Below are 13858 nucleotides of genomic sequence, written 5' to 3'. Positions count from 1 at the left end.
TCTGACTTTAGGTGACATGCCTGACCGAAAGTGTGAGAACACGCGGGTGAACGGCGGGTGCATCGGTCGCTCTCCGTGGAAAGTCGGGCTACGGCCGCCCGCCCTTCCGCCGCCGGGTGTGGGCGGGCGGGGTGTGGGGTAGTGGGTCAGGCTGGAGGGTGGTCCGTCAGTCGATCCCGGAGGTGACCGTGAGCGGGTTCGCGGCTGCTGGGGCGTTGTTGCTGGTGGGCGTGGCCGTGGTGGTGGGGTTGTACGCGGTCGCCCGGGTGGTCGCGGTGGGGTCCGGGGGGTCGCCGGTGGCTGCTTTCCAGGGGGGTGCCGCGCCTGGGGAGCACGCCTTTTCGCGGTTCCACGTGCGGTGGTACGTGGTGTCGATGATCTACCTCGCGTTCGAGGTGGAGATGGTGTTCATGTACCCGTGGGCGCTGGTCGTGACCTCGATGGGGGCGGCTGCCGTGGTGGAGATGTTCCTCTTCCTCGGGGTGCTGGTGGTGGGTGTCCTCTACGCCTGGCGCGAGGGGGCGTTCGAATGGACGTGAGCGGGTGGTTGCTCCGCTTCGCCGCCGGCGCGCCGCACGTGTTCGTCGTCGAGGTGCCGGGTGGGGCCGCTGTGCGGTGGGCCGTGGAGGATCTCGTGCTCGTCCGCGGGTGGGTCCCCGCGTTGAGCCCCGCTGATGCCGACCTGGTGGTGCTGGCCGGGCCCGGGGATTCGGTGCCCGCCGAGGCCGTCGAGCTGGTGTGGGGGCAGGTGCCCGCGCCTCGGGTCCGGGTGGTGGTCGACGATCCCGGTGCCGTTCCTGACGTGCTCTCCGATGCGGTGGCGCGGTTGGCGATCGGGGGTGAGGCGTTGTCGGGTGCGCAGCAGGGGACCGGTGACCAGCACGACGACCACGGCACCGACCACGACGACCACGGCACCGACCACGGCGGCGGTCACGGCGGGGGGCACGAGCACCACGGCGGGGTGGTGGCCGGGTTGGCGATGGCGGAGCGGGCGCCGGATCGGGATGGGCTCGCGCTCGACCGGCTGCACGTCGTGCTGGGGCCGGTGCTGGTCGACTGGCCCGCCGGGTTGGTGCTGGAGCTGGCGTTGCAGGGCGACGTGGTGCAGGAGGCCGCGGCGCGGCGGGACGCCGCGCCTCCGGTGCCGGACGTGGATCCGCGCGTCGTGCTGCTGGACGCGCTGGCCCGGTTGCTGGCCGTCGCGGGGTGGCCGGACGCGGTGCTGCGGGCGCGCCGGTTGCGGGCGGCGGTGCTGGCCGGGGTGGTCGATGACGCCCGGCTGCGGCGGTTCACCCGGCGGGTCCGGCGGTCCCGGTCCTTGCGGTGGCTCACCTCGGGGATCGGCGAGATCGGCGGTGGTGACGTCACCGCGCGGTGGGTGGCGTGGCTGGACGAGATCGACGGCCACCGCACCGCTCCTCGGCACGCCCGGGCGCTGGACGCGCTGCCCGACCTGGTGCGCGGGCACGAGCTCGGCGCCGTCCGGCTGATCGTGGCCAGCCTCGGACCCGACCTGGACCGGGAGCCGTGATGGCCGCGATCGGGGTGCTGCTCGGGTTGCTGGTGCTGGCGACCGCCGCGGTGGTCGCCTTCGACCGCGCGTTGGCGGGGAGCCCGGTGGGGGGCGCGGTGGCGGCCCCGGCCCGGGAGGTCGCGCGCGGGCTCGTGGGGCAGCGGCGGACCACGACGGCCGCCGACTCGCTGCTGTGGCGGCTGGGCGTCGGATTGGTGCCGGTGGCCGCGCTGCTGGCCGCGCTGGTGCTGCCGCTGGGTGGTGCGGCGGTGGCCGATCCGGCGATCGGCGTCGTGTGGTTCAACGCGATGGAGATCCTGAGCTGGGCCGCGGTGTGGCTGGCCGGGTGGGGGCCGAACTCGGTGTTCGCGCTGGTCGGCGGCTACCGGTTCGTGGCGCAGGGGCTGGGTTACGAGCTGCCGCACATGTTCGCGCTGATCTGCGCGGCGACCGGGGCGGGGACGCTGCGGGTCGGCGGCATCGTCGAGGCGCAGCAGGACCTGTGGTTCGTGGTGTGGATGCCGGTCGCCTTCGCGGTGTACCTGCTCAGCGCGGCGGCGATGGCGTTCTGGGGTCCGCTGGGCACCGCGCTGGGACCGGATCTCGCCGGCGGCGCGGCCGTCGAGGTGTCCGGGGTGGACCGGCTGCTGCTCCTCGGCGGGCGGTGGTTGCTGCTGGTGGTCGCCGCGTCGATGGCGGTGCCGCTGTTCCTCGGCGGCGGCGCGGGACCGGTGCTGCCCGGCTGGGCGTGGACGCTGCTGAAGACGGCGCTGGTGCTGGCCGCGGTGGTGTGGCTCGGGCGCCGGGTGCCGGTGCTGCGGGTCGAGCGGTTCGTGCCGTGGGCGTGGATCGTGCTGATCCCGCTGGTGCTGCTGCAACTGCTGGTCGTGGCGGTGGGGGTGTGATGGGCGACGTGCTGGCCTGGGTGTTCGCGGTGGGGGCGCTGGTCTGCGGGTTCCTGGTGTTCCGGCTGGACTCGATGGCCCGGGTGACGTTCGCGCTGCTGGGCGCGTTCCTGTTCGTCGGGGCCGAGGTGGTGCTGCTCGGCTTGGCCTACCTGGGCGTGCTGGTGGTGCTCATGATGATCATGGAAATGGTGGTGATGGCCGTCTTCATGGTGATGTACATGATGAATCCGGCCGGGCTGATGCCGATGTCCATGTACCACAACAAGTCCGGCGCGATGGTCATCTCGGTGGGGACGTTCGCGGTGCTCGCGGCCGGGATCTGGCTGGTGGACTGGCCGGCGCGCACCGGAGCGGCACCGCCGGACCCGACCCGCGCGCTCGGCGAGGCGCTGATGGGCCCGCAGATGCTGACCATGATCGTGGTGGGCGTCGCGCTGTTCGCCACGATCATCTCCGCCGTCGTGCTGGCCGCCCCGCGCGGGCGCTACGACCGCTTCGGCGACGACCTCCGGGGGGCGCGGCGATGACCCTGGAGCTGTTCCTGCTGCTGGCCGCCGGACTGCTGGCCATCGGGCTGTTCGGCGCGCTGTCGCAGCAGTCCGTGGTGATGCTGATGATGGGTCTGGAGCTGATGATCGCCGGGGTGATCGTCGCCGCGGCGGCCTGCTGGCACTTCCTCGCGCCCGGCGCGACGGCGGGCCAGGTGCTCGTGCTGCTGGCGGTGGCGGTGATGGCGGTGGAGATGGCGGTCGGGTTCGCCGTGGTCACCGCGCTGTTCCGGGCCCGGGAGGCGGACCTGACCGACATGGCCGCGGACCTCCGGGAGTGATCGTGCACGCCTGGCTGTGGTCGTTGGTCGCGCTGCCCGTCGTGGTGGGCGCGGGGCTGGCGCTGGCCGGGCGCCGCGCGGACCGCGCGGCGCCCGGCGTCGGCGTCGGGACCGCGGGTGCGGTGCTGGCCCTCGCGGTGGCGGCGGCGCTGCTGCGGCCCGCGGCGCGGTTGCCGCTGCTGGCCGGGATCGACGCCGGGGTGGCGGTCGGCGGGATCGAGGCCCTGCTGGTCGTGACGACCGCCGCGGTCACCCTCGCGGTGCTCCTCTTCGCCGCCGGGGGAGGGCGGTTCACCGGGCTGGTGCTGCTGTTCAGCGGGGCCATGCTGCTCACCACGACGGCCACCGGACTCGCCCCGCTGCTGGTCGGCTGGGAGGTGATGGGCGCGGCGAGCTGGGCGCTGATCGGCTTCTGGTGGCGGGAACCGGACCGGGTGGACTCGGCCGGGGTGGCGTTCCTGACCACCCGCGCCGCCGACCTCGGGCTGTACGTGGCGGCCGGGGCGGCGCTGGCGGGCGCGGGCTCGCTGGCGCTGGTGGACCTGGCCGCCCTGCCGCGGCCGTGGCTCGACGTCGTCGCCGCCGGGATCGTGGTCGCCGCGCTGGGCAAGTCCGCGCAGTTCCCGCTGCACTTCTGGCTGTCCCGCGCGATGGCCGGTCCGAGCCCGGTGTCGGCGCTGCTGCACTCGGCGACGATGGTGGCGGCGGGGGCCTTCCTGCTGCTGCGGCTGCACCCGCTGCTCGCCGCGACCGGCTGGGCCGCGCCGCTGGTCGCGTGGGCCGGGGCGCTGACGGCGGTGGTGCTCGGGCTGATCGCGCTGGCGCAGACCGACCTCAAGCAGCTGCTGGCCGCCTCGACCTCGGCGCAACTGGGTTTCGTGGTGCTGGCCGCCGGAGTCGGCGGCGCGGGCGGCGGGACCGCGCACCTGGTGGCGCACGCGGCGACGAAGTCCGCGCTGTTCCTGGCCGCCGGGGCGTGGCTCGGCGCGGTCGGCGCCGGATCGCTGGCGGCGCTGCGCGGGGCGGCGCGGCGGTTCCCCGCGCTCGGCGCGGTGTTCGTGCTGGCCGCCGCGGTGCTGGCCGGGATGCCGCCGCTGTCGCTGTGGCTGACCAAGGACGCGGTGCTGGCCGCCGCGCTGGTCCGCGACCCCGCGCTCTACGCGGTGGGCGTGGTCGCCGGGGTGCTGCCCGCCGCCTACAGCGCGAAGGCGGTCCGGTACCTGGTCGGCGGCGACCGGGACGAGGAGCCCGCCGAGGCCGCGCCGCGCGTCGGCCTGGTGGTGCTCGCGCTGCTCAGCGGAGCCGCCGCCGTGCTCGGAATCGCGCTGCTGCCGGTGGTCGACGTGGTGCCCGCCGGTTGGGAGCTGGCGCTGACCGGCTGCCTCGCGGTGGTCGCCGCCGGGGCGGCGTGGTGGTGGCCGTCGCGCCGGAGCCCCCGGGTGCTGCGGGACTGGCTGGACGTCGAGCGGGGCGTCCGGGCGGTGCTGGTCCGGCCGGTGCTGCTGGCGTCCGACCGGCTGGCCGCCGCCGATGACGCGCTGGGCCGGGCGGTGCTGGCGGCGCCCGCCGGGGTCCTGCGGTGGGCGCGCGGCCCGGTGCGGCGCGCCGAGGAGGCGCTGGACGGCGCGGTCGACGCGGTGGCGCGGTCGACGGGGCGGCTCGGCCGGTACGCCCGCCGCCCGCAGACCGGTCAGCTCCACCAGTACTACGCCCAGGCCGCCGTCGGATTGGCCGTGCTCGCCGGACTCGTCGTGGTGGTGGCCTGGTGCTGAGCTGGATCGTGTTCGTCCCGGTGCTCGGCGCCGCGCTGCTGGCCGCGGTGCCGGAGTCGGCCGGGCGCGGGATCTTCCGCTGGGGCTGGGTCGGCATCACGGCCCTGGACCTGCTGCTGGTGGTGCTCGCCTGGCTCGGCTACGACGGCGGCCTGGCCTACGAGCAGCACCTGCGGTGGATCCCCAGCGCGGGCGTCGGCTACCACGTCGGGGTGGACGGGCTGTCGCTGCCGCTGGTGGCGATGACCGCGGTGCTGTTCCTGGCCTGCGCGGTGCACTCGCTGCGCCGGACCCACCGGGTGAAGGCGTTCGCGCTGCTGTTCCTGCTCCTGGAGACGGTGAGCCTGGGGCTGTTCACCGCGCTGGACCTGATCCTGTTCTTCGTCTACTTCGACCTGTCCATCGCGGTGATGTACTTCGTCATCGCCGGGTGGGGGCGCGGCGCGGCGAAGCGCTCGGCGCTGACCTTCTTCCTCTACACCTTCATCGGCTCGCTGGCGCTGCTGCTGGGCTTCATCGGGCTGGCGCTGTCGGCCCGGCCGCGCACCTTCGACGTGCTGGAGCTGGCCAACTCGCCGACGGCCGGGGGCTGGGCGCTGCTGGCGGTGTGCCTCGGGCTGGCGATCAAGACGCCCACCGTGCCGTTCCACACCTGGCTGCCGCCCGCGCACACCGACGCGCCCGCGGCGGGCTCGGCGATCCTGGCCGGGGTGCTGCTGAAGATGGGCACCTACGGCTTCGTGCGGATCGCGATGCCGCTGCTGCCGGCGGCGTGGCGGGACTGGGCCTGGCTGGTGGTCGTGGTCGGCGTCGTCTCGGTGCTGCACGGCGCGCTGGTCGCCTTGGCGCAGACGGACTTCAAGCGGATGGTCGCCTACACCTCGGTGAACCACATGGGTTACGTGGTGCTCGCCGTCGGGGCCGCCGGGCTGGCCACCGACGCGGGCCCGGCGTCGCTGGCGGTGACCGGCGCGGTCACCCAGATGGTCAGCCACGGGCTGATCACGGCCGCGCTGTTCCTGCTCGCCGGGGTGCTGCACGACCGCTGCGGGAGCTACCGGATGCGCGACTTCGGCGGGCTGGCCGGTCCCGCCCCGGTGTTCGCGGCGGCGACCGGGCTCGCCGCCTTCGCCGGGCTCGGGCTGCCCGGCTTCTCCGGGTTCATCGCCGAGTTCCAGATCTTCACCGGCAGCTTCGCCTCGGCACCGGTGGCCACGGTGCTCGCGCTGCTGGGCATCCTGATCACCGCCGGGTTGTTCCTGCGCGCGCTGCACCAGGTGCTCACCGGACCGCTGCGGGCACCGGCGCCGTTCACCGACCTGCGGCCGGTGGAGTCGGCTTCGATCGTGCCGCTGCTGGTGCTGGTGGTGCTCCTCGGCGTGCTGCCCCGACCGCTGCTCGACGTCATCGAACCCGCCGCGGCGGCGCTGGCCGGGCTGGTGGTCCGGTGAACGAGAACCCCGCCGCGCTGGTCCCGGAGCTCGCGCTGCTCGCCGGAGCGGTGTGCGGGCTGCTGCTCGGTTCGTGGACGCCGCGCCGCGCGCAGCGGCGGGTGCGGGTGCTGGCCGCGGTGGCCTGCGCCGTCGGCCTGGTGGCGAGCGGGATCGGGCTGGCCGGACCGGACCAGGTGGTGTTCGGCGGGGCGTTCGCGGTGGACACCGGCACCGGCGTCGGGCGCGTCGTCGTGCTCGCCTCGACCCTGCTGGTGCTGGGCATGACGACCGGCGGTGGACCGCGCGAGACCGAGTTCTGCGCGCTGGTGCAGCTCGCCGCGCTCGGCGCGCTGGTGCTGGCCGGGACGACCGATCTGCTGCTGCTGGTGGCCGGATACCTGCTCGCGTCGATCCCGCTGTACGCGCTGGCGGGCCTGGACCGGGACGGGCCGGGGACCGAGGCGGCGCTGAAGTACTACCTGATGGGCGCGCTGCTCGGGGTGCTCCTGCTGGTCGGCGTCACCGCGCTGTTCGCGGCCGGGGGCGGCACCGGCTACCCGGAGCTGGCCGCCGCGCTGCCCACCGCCTCGCCCGCGCTGGTCGGGGTCGGGCTGATCGCGGTGCTGGCCGGGGTGCTGTTCAAGGTGGGCGCGGTGCCCGCGCACTTCTGGGTGCCCGACGTGGCGCAGGGCTCCGGGGTCGCGGTCGCCGCGTTCGCCACCACGGTGCCCAAGATCGGCGGCGTGCTCGCGCTGCACCGGCTGGGCGCCGAGGTGATCACGGCGACCGCCGTGGACTGGGCGCTGCTGCTCGCCGTGCTCGCCACCGCGTCGATGACGCTGGGCAACCTGGCCGCGTTCTTCCAGGACGACCCGAAGCGGCTGCTGGCGTACTCGACGATCAGCCAGGTCGGCTACCTGCTGGTGGCGGTGGCCGTCGCCGGCCGCACCGAGCTCGCCGGACCCGCCGTGCTGTTCTACCTGGCCGCCTACGCGGTGACCAACCTCGGCGCGTTCGCGGTCGTGGCCCGCGTCCCCGAGCGGACCTCGCTCGCGGCGTACCGGGGGCTGGCGCGGCGGCGACCGCTGTTGGTCGGGGTGCTGGTGGTGTGCCTGCTCGGGCTCGTCGGCACCCCGCCCACCGGCGTGTTCCTCGGCAAGCTGGAGGTGTTCACCGCCGCCCTCGACGGGGGGCTGGCCTGGCTGGCGGTGGTCGCGGTGCTCAACACGGCGGTCAGCCTCTTCTACTACCTGCGCTGGATCCTGCCCGCGTTCCTCCCGACCACCGGTGACGAGCCCGCCCCCGGCCCCGGTTTCGTCGCCTGCGCGGCCGGGGCCCTGTCGCTGGCCCTGGGCCTCGGCGGCGGGCTCGTCCTCCCGCTGCTCGGCTGAGGACCGCACGCGGAGAACGCAGCGAAAACTACACCTAGATGTAGTTTTTGCTGCGTTCGCGCGATTCGGCCGTCGGTCAGGCCGGGCGTCGGCGGGCGGGCAGGGCTGAGAGGTGGTGCAGCAGCCACTCCAGGGGGCCGCGTCCGAGCAGCAGGCGCCACACCAGGGTGAGCACCATCGTCGCGACGCAGAGGATCAGCCACGGGGCGTAGGGCTGTTCCACCATCATCCGCCCCAGGTTGTCCGGGCCGACCGCCTTCAGGGCGAGGAGGTGACCGACGTAGGCGGTCAGGGCCATCGCCCCGACCGACGCGACGGGGGCGAGCACGACGCGGAGCCGCTCGGCCAGCAGGCAGAGCCCGATGATGGCGAGCGCGACCCCGGTCCCGCCGATGATCTCGAACGGGGTTCCGCTGTGCGCGCCCGCGGTGAGCAGCAGCACCGGGTCCATCGTGGGCACGGTCCCGTAGCTCGACGACAGCACCATCGGCAGCAGCTCCGGCGGCATGATCCCGGCGTAGACCGCCGCGATCCGCTCGTAGCCGCCGAAGACGTGCATGACCAGCCACGATCCGCCGTAGCCGACGAGCCCCAGCGCCGTTCCGACCAGCACCAGCCGACCGCGCACGGCCCGCAGGTCCAGTCGGCCCAGGGCCATTCCGACCAGCAGGAACGGGATCCAGGTCAGCACCGGGTACGCGCCGTTGAGCAGCACCGACTCGGCCACCTTGGCCAGCCCGTCCAGCGAGGTGAAGTCGGCGAAGCGCGGGGTGTAGCCGATCACGTTCGGCGTCGGCAGGGCGCTGCGGAGCGCGAACGAGGCCAGCGGCGCCCCGACCGCGAACACCGCGGCCAGCACCGCGAGCGCGGTGGTCCGCAGCCGCAGCAGCGGGATCGAGAGCAGGAACAGCACGCCGTAGGAGGTCAGGATGACCATCGCCGGCACCTGCATGGTCGTCAGCGCCAGGCCGAGCACGAACAGGACCACCGCGCGCACCGCGATCCGCACCGGCGCCGAGAGCCGCTCGGAGCCCGGCCGCGCGCCGCCGCTGAGCAGCGCGATCGACACGCCCGCCAGCACGGCGAACAGGATCGCCGAGCGCCCGGACACGAGTTCGTACAGCACGTTGCCCGGGAGCGGGACGGTGGAGTGCGCGGCGAACATCCCCAGCACGGCCAGCCCGCGCGCGACGTCCAGGCCGACCAGCCTCGCGGTCCCCGAGGAGGCCGGTGGGGCGATCGGTCCGGCGGCGGGGCCCGCCGCAGCGGTAGTCGAAATCATGCCCCCGATGCTCGCCGCCGCGGACCCGCGGCCGAATCAGCGGAAGGGCCGACCGGGCGTACTACTTCCGGCCAATTCCGCGCTCACCGCTCGCTGCCCTCCACGACCGCGGGGACGATCCGGTAGTCGCACCGGAAGACCAGGTTGTGCAGGTCGGCCGCGGCGATGGCGCGCAGCACCGGCAGTTCCTCGGCGGCCTGCTCGTCGGTGAAGACGTTCAGCGGCCAGTCGCCGACCGTGGCGCCGCGCAGGTGCGGGTGGTGGAACGCGGCGCCGTAGTGGGCGTGCAGCCGGATCGGATCGACGCCCGCGTCGCGCTGCTCCGGCCAGGTCAGCTCCCAGCGCGCCTCCAGACCGCCGTCCTCGTCGCGCCGCACCCCGGTCGTGCTGATCAGGCCGGTGTCCAGCAGCAGCGCCGTGTTGATCTCGATGAGCGCGGCGCGGGCGTAGCCGTCGAGCAGCCCGGCGGTGCCCTCGAAGAGCCGCTCCTTGGCCGCGCGGTCGCGCTCGTGCGGGGCCGGGGCGTGGCCGTGCGTGCCGTCGCGCAGGTCGGCGAAGTGCCGCAGCAGTGCGGTGGTGGTGCCGGTCATCGGTGCCTCCTCGGGGTCGGCTGCACCCCGGGTACCCCGGCGACCGCCGTCCGATGGCGGACGTCGGCGGAAAGCGTGCGTTCGGGGGACGGGCCCTGGGAGGATCAGCGGGTGGATCGGATCGTCGTCATCGGTGCGGGGATCGCGGGCACGGCGGCGGCGCTGGCCCTGCGGCAGGCGGGTTTCGGGGTCGAGGTGCACGAGGCGCACCCGTCCGGCGGGGCGGACCTGGGGGCGTTCCTCACCCTCGCCGACACCGGGATGCTGGCGCTGCGGCAGCTCGGCGTGGACCGGATCGGCGGCTTCCCGCTCACCGCGATGCGGGTCGTGGACGCCACCGGCGCGGAGGTGGCCGCCGCACCGCTGCGCGACTACCGCTGCCTGCGCCGGGCCGAGCTGTGCGCGGCGCTGCGCGAGGAGGCCGAGCGGCGCGGCATCGAGGTCCGCACCGGCAGCCGGTGCACGGGCGTCGACGGTGCGGTGGCCCGGTTCGCGGACGGGCGGGCGGTGCGCGGTGACCTGCTGATCGCCGCGGACGGCGTCAACTCGGCGCTGCGCGCGGTGATCGACCCCGCCGCGCGGAAGCGGTACGCGGGGCAGCGCGTGTACTACGGCTACACCGACCGGATCGCGCCGCCGCACGAGCCGGGCCGGATCGAGATGCTGCGGGGCAGCGGAACCGCGTTCGGCTACGCCGTGTCCCCGTCCGGGGTGGTGCACTGGTTCGCCCGGCTCCCGGTGCCCGCCGCGTCCCCGGACGCCGACCTGCTCGCCGCGCTGCGCCCGGACGCCACCCCGGCGGCGCGGATCGTCGAGGCCACCGACGAGGTGCTGTCCACCGACGCCCACGACCTCGCGGGCTCGTCCCGGTGGCGGCTCGGCCGGGGCCTGCTCGTCGGCGACGCCGCGCACGCCGCCGCCCCCGCCACCGGCAGGGGCGCCTCGATGGCCCTGGAGGACGCGGTCGTGCTGGCCAAAGCGCTGCGCGACGCCCCCGATCCGGACACCGCGCTGGACCGCTACGAACGGCACCGCCGTCCCCGGGTCGAGCGCAACGTGCTGGCCAGCGCCCGGATGAGCGCCGGTCCGCACGCCGAACGCCCGGCGGAGGTGGCGCGGCTCGCCGAGCGCTGCGCCGGGTTCCCGGAGGTCGACGACGCCGCCCTCGCCGGGTCGCTGTCCTGGCCCGACCGGCTGGATTGATCGATCCGGGTGTGATCGCCCCGACGCCGGGAACTTCCGCGCCCGTCCGGCCGACTCCTGTGGTGGACGACAGCGAGGAGGACCGGCATGGCCGTCGAGGATCCGGTGGACCTGCGAGCGGAGCAGGAGGACGTCCGGCGACGCGGGCCGACGTGGTCGGCGCTGCGCCCCCTGGTGCTGCGGCTGCACTTCTACGCGGGCGTGTTCATCGCGCCGTTCCTGGTGATCGCCGCGCTGTCCGGGATGCTCTACGTGTTCACCCCGCAGCTCGACGAGGTGGTGTACGACCACGAGCTGCACGTGGCGGCGTCCACCGAACCCGCCCGGCCGCTGGACGAGCAGATCGCGGCGGCGCGGGCGGCGCGACCGGGCGACGAGCTGATGGCGGTGCGCCCGGCGCCCACCGCCACCGACACCACCCAGGTGATCTTCGAGGCGCCGGACCTGCCCGCGAGCTACCGGCGGACCGCGTTCGTCGACCCCTACACCGCCGACGTGCGCGGCGTGCTGGAGACCTACGGCAGCGGGCAGGCGCTGCCGATCCGCGCGTGGGTCGACAACCTGCACCGCGGACTGCACCTCGGCGACGCCGGGCGGCTCTACAGCGAGCTCGCCGCGAGCTGGATGTGGGTGGTGGCCCTCGGCGGGATCGCGCTGTGGATCGGGCGGCGCCGCCGGAACCGGCGCTCGCTGGTGCTGCCCGAACCCCGCGCGTCCGGACGGCGGCGGCTGCTGTCCTGGCACGGCGCCACCGGGCTGTGGATCTCGATCGGGCTGCTGTTCCTGTCCGCCACCGGCCTGACCTGGTCGCAGCACGCCGGGGGCAACGTCACCGAGCTGCGCTCGGCGCTGTCCTGGGAGACGCCGGTGGTGTCCACCGAGCTGAGCGGTCCGGTGCGGCAGGGCGACGTGGGCTACGACCGGGTGCTGGCCGCCGCGCACGCCCGCGACGTGACCGGCGCCGTCGAGATCGTCCCGCCCGCGGGGCCCGGCCAGGCCTACGGCGTCCAGCAGACCGGCCGGTCCTGGCCGTCGCAGCAGGATGCCGTGGCCGTCGATCCGGCCTCCGGCGCGGTCGTCGACGTGCAGCGCTTCGCCGACTACCCGCTCGCCGCGAAGCTGGCCCGCTGGGGCATCGACGCGCACATGGGGCTGCTGTTCGGGTTGCCGAACCAGCTCGTGCTCGTGGTGCTGATGGGCGGGCTGCTGACGCTGATCGCCACCGGCTACCGGATGTGGTGGACGCGTCCGGGTTCCCGCGCGTTCGGCCGACCGCCGGAGCGCGGCGCGTGGCGGCGGGTGCCCGGTCGGGTGCTGGCCCCGATCGTCGTGGTGGTGGCGCTCGTCGGCTACTTCCTGCCGATGATGGGGCTGTCGCTGCTGGCTTTCCTGGTGCTGGACCTGCTGCTGGGTTGGCGCGCGCGTCGGCGCGCGGGGAACGAGGAGGTCGCCCGATGATGGCGTCACCGCTGCTGCAATGGGCGCTCACCGCGCTGTTCGCCGGGACGGCCGCGTGGTCGGTCGCCCGGCTCGTCGCGGCGCGCACCGGACCGGCGGAGCGGATCAGCGCGCTGTGCCACCTCGGGATGGGCGCGGCGATGCTGGCGATGGTGTGGGTGCACCTCCCGGTGGTCCCGCAGGTCGTCGCGTTCGCGATCGCCGCGCTGTGGTTCGCGGTGCGGGCGCTGGTCGGCCCGCGGTGGCGCGACGAGTTCCAGCACCCGCGGATCGCCCACCTGCACCACGCCGCGACGATGGGCGCGATGGTGTGGATGGCGGCCACCATGCCGGTCCTGATGCGCGCGAGCTCCGGTGGCGGTCACCAACACCACCACGCCGCCGGCGCCCAGGTGGCGCTCGCGCCGGAGGCCGCCGCCGTGCCCGCCGCGATCACGGCGGTGACCGCGGTGCTGGCGGGCTACTTCGTGCTGTCGTGCCTGCCGTGGTTGTCCACGGCGTTCGACCTGGGCCGGACCCTCCCGGCGCCGACCGGCCCGGCCGGACGCCGCGCGCTCGACCACGCCTGCCACGGCGCCATGAGCTTCGGCATGGGAGCGGCCTTCCTCGGCCTCCTGTGACCGGCCCTTCCACCCGGAAGGGTGGTGAGTGAGGGGCACCCTGTACCGCGTCACGTGGTGCAGGGTGCCCCTCACCTGGGACAAGACCACCCGGACGTGGGGTCAGGCGGCGTGGTGGCCTTGGTGGCCGGTTCGGCGGTGGGGTGCGCGGTGCGGTGCCGCCGGGTGGGCCGGGTCGGGGAGGTCCGGTTTCGGGAGGTCCGGGGTGTCGCGGTCGTCGGCGGTGCTCGGGGTGGGGTGCGGATCGCGGCCCAGCCGCCGGTGCACCGCGATCAGCAAGCCCACGCCGATGGCCACCAGGACGTGCGAGAACACCCGTCCGGCGGTGACGTGACCGCCGAGCAGGTCCGCGGCCGAGACCGCGCCGATGATCAAGGTGAACCCGGCGAACGCGGGGAGCTGGCCGCCCGCGGCGCGCGGGCGCAGCGCCGCCCACAGCAGCCCGATGCCGATCGCGAGGTTCCACGCGGCGCTCTCGTTGCTCAGGTGCGTGCTGTGCGCGCCGTGCACACCTGCGGCGCCGAGGAGCTGGGCGATGCCCAACCCGCTCTGCGCCACCGCGACCACCCCGAGCGCCCCGCGCAGCAGGCGCCCGCGCTTCGGCCGCGCGGCGGCGGTGATGCGCTCGGTGAGGTCGGGCACCGGCGGTGCCTCGCGCACCAGCATCCCCCGGCGCAACCCGGTGATGCGCTCGTCCCACGCCCGGCAGTCCGGGCAGCGGAGCAGGTGCCGGTCCAGCGCCTCGTCGGGCACCGGGCCGGTTTCGCCGTCCAGCCGTGCCGACAGCGCCTCGCGGAAGGTTGAGCAGTCCACGACTAGATGGTCGCCCGAATGCCGGAAACAGTTCCACGCGACA

The 13858-nt window shown here is 74.9% G+C and carries 14 protein-coding genes; 11 read left to right on the top strand and 3 right to left on the bottom strand.

The annotated features are described in order from the left end of the window. Positions 1-188 precede the first annotated feature (188 nt). Genes ABD976_RS24780 through ABD976_RS24745 form a run of 8 tightly spaced genes read left to right on the top strand, consistent with a single transcriptional unit; the run spans position 189 to position 7849 of the window. Entirely contained in the window at positions 189-539 is a 351-nt protein-coding gene (locus tag ABD976_RS24780) for an NADH-quinone oxidoreductase subunit A (RefSeq protein WP_369774884.1), read from the top strand. Continuing rightward, on the top strand, positions 530-1534 hold the full coding sequence (locus ABD976_RS24775; protein WP_345367262.1) for a hypothetical protein: 1005 nt from the start codon (positions 530-532) through the stop codon (positions 1532-1534). Before ABD976_RS24780 ends, ABD976_RS24775 begins: the two co-directional genes overlap by 10 nt. Further along, complete coding sequence (locus tag ABD976_RS24770; RefSeq protein ID WP_345367260.1) at positions 1534-2421, top strand: NADH-quinone oxidoreductase subunit H; 888 nt, start codon at positions 1534-1536, stop codon at positions 2419-2421. Before ABD976_RS24775 ends, ABD976_RS24770 begins: the two co-directional genes overlap by 1 nt. Next, positions 2418-2951, top strand: a complete 534-nt coding sequence (locus ABD976_RS24765) for an NADH-quinone oxidoreductase subunit J (protein ID WP_369774883.1) — start codon at positions 2418-2420, stop codon at positions 2949-2951. The genes ABD976_RS24770 and ABD976_RS24765 overlap by 4 nt, the downstream gene beginning before the upstream one ends. Next, entirely contained in the window at positions 2948-3253 is a 306-nt protein-coding gene (locus ABD976_RS24760; protein WP_345367256.1) for an NADH-quinone oxidoreductase subunit NuoK, read from the top strand. Before ABD976_RS24765 ends, ABD976_RS24760 begins: the two co-directional genes overlap by 4 nt. Positions 3254-3255: 2 nt before the next feature. Next, positions 3256-5025, top strand: coding sequence for a proton-conducting transporter transmembrane domain-containing protein (locus ABD976_RS24755; RefSeq protein ID WP_345367254.1), 1770 nt, complete (start codon positions 3256-3258; stop codon positions 5023-5025). Beyond that, on the top strand, positions 5019-6476 hold the full coding sequence (locus ABD976_RS24750) for a complex I subunit 4 family protein (RefSeq protein WP_345367252.1): 1458 nt from the start codon (positions 5019-5021) through the stop codon (positions 6474-6476). The genes ABD976_RS24755 and ABD976_RS24750 overlap by 7 nt, the downstream gene beginning before the upstream one ends. Continuing rightward, positions 6473-7849: an NADH-quinone oxidoreductase subunit N gene (locus ABD976_RS24745; protein WP_345367250.1), complete on the top strand. Its 1377-nt coding sequence runs from the start codon at positions 6473-6475 to the stop codon at positions 7847-7849. The genes ABD976_RS24750 and ABD976_RS24745 overlap by 4 nt, the downstream gene beginning before the upstream one ends. Positions 7850-7925: 76 nt before the next feature. On the opposite strand, the gene ABD976_RS24740 is transcribed toward ABD976_RS24745, so the two are convergent. Further along, entirely contained in the window at positions 7926-9131 is a 1206-nt protein-coding gene (locus ABD976_RS24740; RefSeq protein WP_345367248.1) for a DUF418 domain-containing protein, read from the bottom strand. Between the two features lie 83 nt (positions 9132-9214). Continuing rightward, positions 9215-9721, bottom strand: coding sequence for a hypothetical protein (locus tag ABD976_RS24735; RefSeq protein ID WP_345367246.1), 507 nt, complete (start codon positions 9719-9721; stop codon positions 9215-9217). A 111-nt stretch (positions 9722-9832) separates the two neighbouring features. Between ABD976_RS24735 and ABD976_RS24730 the strand changes: the two genes are divergently transcribed. The 3 genes from ABD976_RS24730 to ABD976_RS24720 all read left to right on the top strand — a co-directional run bounded on the left by ABD976_RS24730 (position 9833) and on the right by ABD976_RS24720 (position 13002). Further along, positions 9833-10924, top strand: a complete 1092-nt coding sequence (locus ABD976_RS24730; protein WP_345367244.1) for an FAD-dependent oxidoreductase — start codon at positions 9833-9835, stop codon at positions 10922-10924. An 87-nt stretch (positions 10925-11011) separates the two neighbouring features. Continuing rightward, entirely contained in the window at positions 11012-12382 is a 1371-nt protein-coding gene (locus tag ABD976_RS24725) for a PepSY-associated TM helix domain-containing protein (RefSeq protein WP_345367242.1), read from the top strand. After that, positions 12379-13002 (top strand): DUF5134 domain-containing protein, encoded by a 624-nt coding sequence (locus ABD976_RS24720; protein ID WP_345367240.1) that lies wholly within the window; start codon positions 12379-12381, stop codon positions 13000-13002. Before ABD976_RS24725 ends, ABD976_RS24720 begins: the two co-directional genes overlap by 4 nt. Before the next feature lie 102 nt (positions 13003-13104). Here the strand turns inward: ABD976_RS24720 and ABD976_RS24715 are convergent, their stop codons facing one another. After that, on the bottom strand, positions 13105-13815 hold the full coding sequence (locus ABD976_RS24715; RefSeq protein WP_345367238.1) for a zf-HC2 domain-containing protein: 711 nt from the start codon (positions 13813-13815) through the stop codon (positions 13105-13107). Between the last annotated feature and the right edge of the window lie 43 nt (positions 13816-13858).

The organism is Saccharopolyspora cebuensis (assembly GCF_039542665.1).
Classification (GTDB): domain Bacteria; phylum Actinomycetota; class Actinomycetes; order Mycobacteriales; family Pseudonocardiaceae; genus Saccharopolyspora; species Saccharopolyspora cebuensis.
Note: the sequence above shows the minus strand (reverse complement) of the source record. Positions and strands in the feature narration are given on the sequence as shown.